The organism is Streptomyces sp. NRRL F-5123, from assembly GCF_000721495.1.
In the GTDB taxonomy this organism is placed as follows: Bacteria; Actinomycetota; Actinomycetes; order Streptomycetales; family Streptomycetaceae; genus Actinacidiphila.
Genome location: NZ_JOHY01000124.1, coordinates 1 through 5,500 on the forward strand (window position 1 = coordinate 1; position 5,500 = coordinate 5,500).

At 70.0% G+C, this 5,500-nt stretch carries 1 protein-coding gene and 1 pseudogene; both read left to right on the forward strand.

Going from position 1 to position 5,500, the window contains the following annotated elements; genetic code table 11:
- The first annotated feature begins 21 nt into the window (after window positions 1-21).
- Window positions 22-4,893, forward strand: coding sequence for a LamG-like jellyroll fold domain-containing protein (locus tag IH54_RS0138330; protein WP_234344275.1), 4,872 nt, complete (start codon window positions 22-24; stop codon window positions 4,891-4,893).
- Between the two features lie 91 nt (window positions 4,894-4,984).
- Window positions 4,985-5,500 (forward strand): annotated as a pseudogene (locus tag IH54_RS45990) (hypothetical protein); the annotation flags it as partial.

Sequence of the window (5,500 nt, forward strand, 5' to 3'; positions counted from 1 at the left end):
ACCGTCGACCCCAGCGGCGCCGTGAGCGACGTCCTCACCCTCCACACACCCGCCGCCGCACACAACCCGCAGCTCACCACGCTGCTCAACGCCGACATCTCCACCACCCCCGGCCTCACCGTCGGCTCCGACACCAGCGGCAACGTCCAGATCAAGGACACCGCCGGACACGCGATCTACACCGCCCCCACTCCCCTGGCCTGGGACTCCGCGGAAGCGGCGGACACCGCCGCGAGCAGCGCCCCGGCCGCCACCACGGGCATCGCCCCGGCCACCGTGGACGCCCTCCGGCGTGACGCGTCCGGCTCCCGCCCCTCGTCGGCCCGCGGACGCGCCGCCACCGCCCGCAGCGGACGCGTGGGCGTGACCGCTGGACACGGCAAGCTCGCCCTCACCCCGCCCGCCACCCTCATCGGCGCGAGCGACACCCGCTACCCGGTCTACCTGGACCCGACCTACTCGCCCTCGTACGGCGCAAACGGCTGGGCGAGCCCCGGATCCGGAGTGCCCTCCCAGAACTTCTGGAAGAGTTCCGTTTCCTACACCGGTGACGCCGAAGTCGGCCCCAGCGGCGACGTCCAGGACGAGGCGATCAGCCTCTTCAATTTCCCCGTGACGACGTCATTGAAGACCGCGAAAATCTACAGCGCCTACTTCGACATCACCGAGACCTATTCCTGGGCCTGCCCCACATCCGGCCACAACCAGACGGTCGACCTCTACGCCCCCACGAAAGTCCTGTCGTCCTCCAACGCGACCTGGAACAGCTGGTCCGGCAGCCTCGGCAGCAAGGTCGACTCCCAGTCCTTCGCCCTCGGATACAACAGCAGCTGCCCGGCCGGCGGCGCACCGCCCTTCGACGTCACGAGCACCATCTCCAAGGACATAACCGCCGGAACCACCGCACAGACCCTCGCGATGCGGGCGGACAGCCACACCGACAACTACGCCCTCAAGCGCTTCAAGGCCAGCTCGGCGCAGCTCGTCATCACCTACGACAAATACCCGAACACCCCCACGACCTTCACCCTCTACAAGACCGCGGACACCGCGAAGACCAACCTGCTGACCTCCGCCAACGGAATCGCCGCCCGCACCTATCACGGCGCCTCGGGCCAGAACGCCGTGCTGAAGCTTCCGGAAACTTTCTTCAAGAAAGTGACGTCCGGCGGCCTCGGCACGTTCAGCTGGACGGTGAGCACCTCTGACGGGACGCTCGCCTCGAAGGCCTCAGCCACCCCGTGCACCTTCGGCTGGGACGCCAGCCGTCCCGGCGCACCGGACATCCACCCGGCCACCGCACCGCGTGACGGCGGCCGTACCTGCCCCACGCTCGACGACCCCGACACCGGGGCGGTCCAGCCCATCGGCGCCCGCTGCTCCTTCAGCATCACGCCGCCGTCCGGCCAGTCCGTCTCGGGCTACGCCTACCAGATCAACCAGTCCTCACCCGTGACAGTCGACGCGAAGGGCGCGCTCACGGTCACCGTGCCGGTCAGCCGGCTCGTCAACACCCTCACCGTCACCGCGTTCTCACCGGGCGGCAACCTCGGCCAGCCCGCGTCCACCGAATTCCTCGGCACGGCGATCACCCCGGCGGCCGCGGACGGCGACGTCAACCTCGACGGCACGCCCGACCTCGTCACCGTCGGCGGTCCGGGCACCTCGCTCCCGTCCGGTGCGTGGCTGGCCGCCGGGCACCCGTACGGCAGCGTGAGCGAGGCCGCGACCGACATCGGGGTCAACGGCCTCCAGACCGACGACGAGGCGGGCACGGCCAAGCCGTCCGACTGGGACGGGGCGCAAGCCGTCACCGGCGACTTCTGCGGCAACGGCGCCCAGGACGTCCTGGCCTACTTCAGCGGCGACGGAAGCGGCGCGGTCGTCTGCAACGACGGCAGCAGCGGCGCTCTCGCGCCCGGCAACCCGACCACGATCGGCACGTCCTCCGCGCCGTACGAGATCCCGGACGGCACCTTCGCCGACGCGGACGGCACCCCGGCCACCCAGATCGTCACCGCAGGCAACACCAGCGGCGCGAACACCGGACTCCCCGACCTGCTCGCCACCATGAACAACACGCTCTACCTCACCTACAGCTTCACCGCCAACGGCTACGGCTTCCTCCTCGACCCCGACTGGGGCACCTGCCCCAACTGCTACGCCCTCACCTCCCAGCCGACCCCGGACGGCACGCAGGACTGGGACAACTGGACCCTCGCGACCACCCAACTCACCACCGGCACCGCGCTCTACCTGTGGAATCCGTCCACAGGTGAACTCGACCTGTGGACCGGGCTGGGTGTCAGCACGGACGGCACGACGCTCACGACGTCCGGTCAGATCCAGCTCGCCGCGGCGGGCTGGAACCAGGCCCCCGCGCACCCCCTGACGCTGCACGCCGCCGACCTCGGCGGGGACGGCAACCCGTCGCTGTGGGCCGTCGACCGCACCACCGGGCACGTCACGCCGTACCTCTTCAACGGCACCACGCTCACCCCGCAGACCGCGCAGGTCGTCTCCAACCCCACGCACGTCTGGCCGCTGACGGACGGTACGGACGGCCAGGCCACCACGGCGGCCGACACCGTCGGCACGCTCGACCTGCACGGCGGCACGGGCGCCAGCTGGAACGACAGCGACGACCAGCACAGCCCGGACGCCGCCTTCAACGGCACCAGCACCGGGGTGCTCACCACCACCGGCCCGGCCGTGACCACCAACGGGGCCTTCACCGTCTCCGCCTGGGTCAAGCCCGAGACGCTGGACACCAAGGTCCTCGAACAGGAAGCCACCGTCGAGCCCGGCTTCGTGCTGTACTCCAACTCCACGGACAACAGCTGGCGCTTCGCCATGGCCACCTCCGACACCGGGCCGACGTGGAATACCGCACAGTCCCGTACAAATGCTGCGATTCCTGGCTTCTGGTCCCATCTCGTGGCGAGTTACAACCCGGGCACGTCCTTCATGACGCTGTACGTGAACGGCACCCTTCAGGGCAGGGTTGCCCACACCAAGACAACATGGAACGCCAACGGGTCCTTCGACATCGGGGAGTTCTTCAGCAGCGGCAGCCACAGCAGCTTCTTCAAGGGCCAGGTCTCCGACGTGCAGACCTGGAACTCCGCCCTGACCGCGACCCAGGTAGCCGACCTCTCCGGGGCGCGCCCGGCCGCCATGCCCTCCGGACCTATGGCGTCGAAGGTTCCCGGGAAGTGCATGGATGATCCCAACGGCGCCGCGACCAGCAGCACCAAGATCCAGATCTACACCTGCAACGGCAGCCCCGCGCAGAACTGGACCGAATACCCCAACGGGACCATCCGCCCCCACAATCACGGCGCCGTCTGCATGGACGTCGCCTCCGGAGGAACCACCGTCGGCTCCCTCGTCCAGCTGTACACCTGCAACGCCACAGCCGCTCAGGATTGGCAGATCCTTGACGACGGACAGGTGAAGAACTCGAAGTCCGGACTCTGCCTGGCAGACCCCGGCGCCTCCACCACCGACGGCACCCAGCTCGCACTCGCCGCCTGTGACGCGAGCACCGCAGTCACCTGGACCGCCCCGCAGACCGGCCCGGTCAACGAGTGGCTGCTCAACGAGACCACCGGCAGCACCGCGCATGACGCGATCGCCGTCAACCACGCCACCGCCACAAGCGGCGTCGCCTGGGGCCCCAGCACCGACAGCAGCGGCCGCACCATCCCCGCCGCCACCTTCGACGGCACGGGCTCGATCACCACCTCGCGTTGGGACGTGGACACCACTGAGAGCTTCGCCGTCTCCGCCTGGGTGAACGTCACCGACCTCAGCAAATATCAGACCGTCCTGTCCGAGGGCGGCGCCACCAGCTATGCCTTCGACCTGGCCTACTCCCCCGTCTCTCAGGCGTGGATCTTCAACCGCTCCGCGTCCGACACCACCAACCCCACGCTGGTGCGCTCCAAGTCCACCGACAACCCGGCCATCCCGGCCCCTGCGGCGAACACCTGGACCCTGCTCACCGGTGTGTACGACGCCACAACCGACCCCGCGCACCCGACCGTGCGCCTGTACGTCAACGGCATGCTGGCCAGCGCGATCCCGTTCCCCTACACGCCGTGGGACGCGCGCGGCAAGCTCGACATCGGCCGGGACCTCTTCAACGGGGCCTACAACCCCGACGACCTGCTGACCGGCTCCATCGCCGACGTCCAACACAACGACCGGCCGCTGACCGACCAGGAGGCCTACGCCCTCTACAACGACGGGACCGGCATCCCGGCCTCGGCCGCCCACTGGCGCCTGGACGAGGCGAGCGGCACCACTGCGGCCGACGCCGTCGGTGACGCGCACGACGCGACCCTGCACGGCACGGCGACCTGGAACACCACCGACCACGGCGGGTCCCTCGCGCTGGACGGCAGCACCAGCTACCTCGACACGGCGGGTCCGGTGCTCGACACCGGCAACAGCATGACCGTCTCGGCGTGGGTGAAGCTGAACGACACCAGCGTCAACAGCACCTTCGTCGCCGCCGACGGCGTGCACACCAGCGTCTTCCAGCTCTGCTACTCCACCGCCTACGGCTGGACCTTCAACCGGCTCGGCTCCGACGTGGACTCCCCCGTCATCACCCGGTCGTACAGCGGGACCGACGCCGTGCGCACCGGGGTGTGGACCCATCTGGTCGGCGTCTACGACAAGGGCTCGGGAACGGTCCGCCTGTACGTCGACGGCATCCCGCAGACCCCCAACTCCTTCACCACCCCGTGGACGGGCGAGGGGAACTTCCAACTGGGGCGCCGCCGCTCGGCGGGCGTCTACGGCGAGTACGCCAAGGGCTCCCTGTCCGACGTCACCCTCTGGAGCACCGCCCTGACCCCCACCCAGATCGCCAACCTCGGCTGACGAGACCGTCCCCGGTCCGTCACGCGGCTCCGGGCCTCCGGAAGGGAGCCCGGGGTCGCGTGGCGGCCGACAGAAACGAAGCGAAGTGATGATGGCTCACAGACCACGCAAAGCCGCTACCGGAAGAGGCGCCGCCGCGCTCGCGCTCGGCGCCCTCTCGGCGGCATTCCTCGTGACCCTGCCGCCGGGAAATGCGGCTGCCGACAGCGGCACCCCGGCCTCCGCGCCCGCGGCCGCGCACCACGCGCTGTCCGCGGACGAGGCGGCCGCCCAGGCGCAGTCGACGGGCCGCCCGGTCGTGGCCTCGGCCCTGACCACAGCGGTCTCGCAGACGACGGCGAACCCGGACGGCACCCTGACCCTGGCCCAGACCGCCGCCCCCACCCGCGTCCTGAAGAACGGCGCCTGGACGGCCATCGACCCGGCCCTGGTGGCCAACGCGGACGGCACGCTCTCGCCGAAGGCCACCCCGTCCAGCGTGGTCCTCTCCGGCGGCGGCACCGGCCCCCTGCTCCGACCCCAGCGGCGCCGTGAGCGACGTCCTCACCCTCCACACACCCGCCGCCGCACACAACCCGCAGCTCACCACGCTGCTCAACGCCGACAT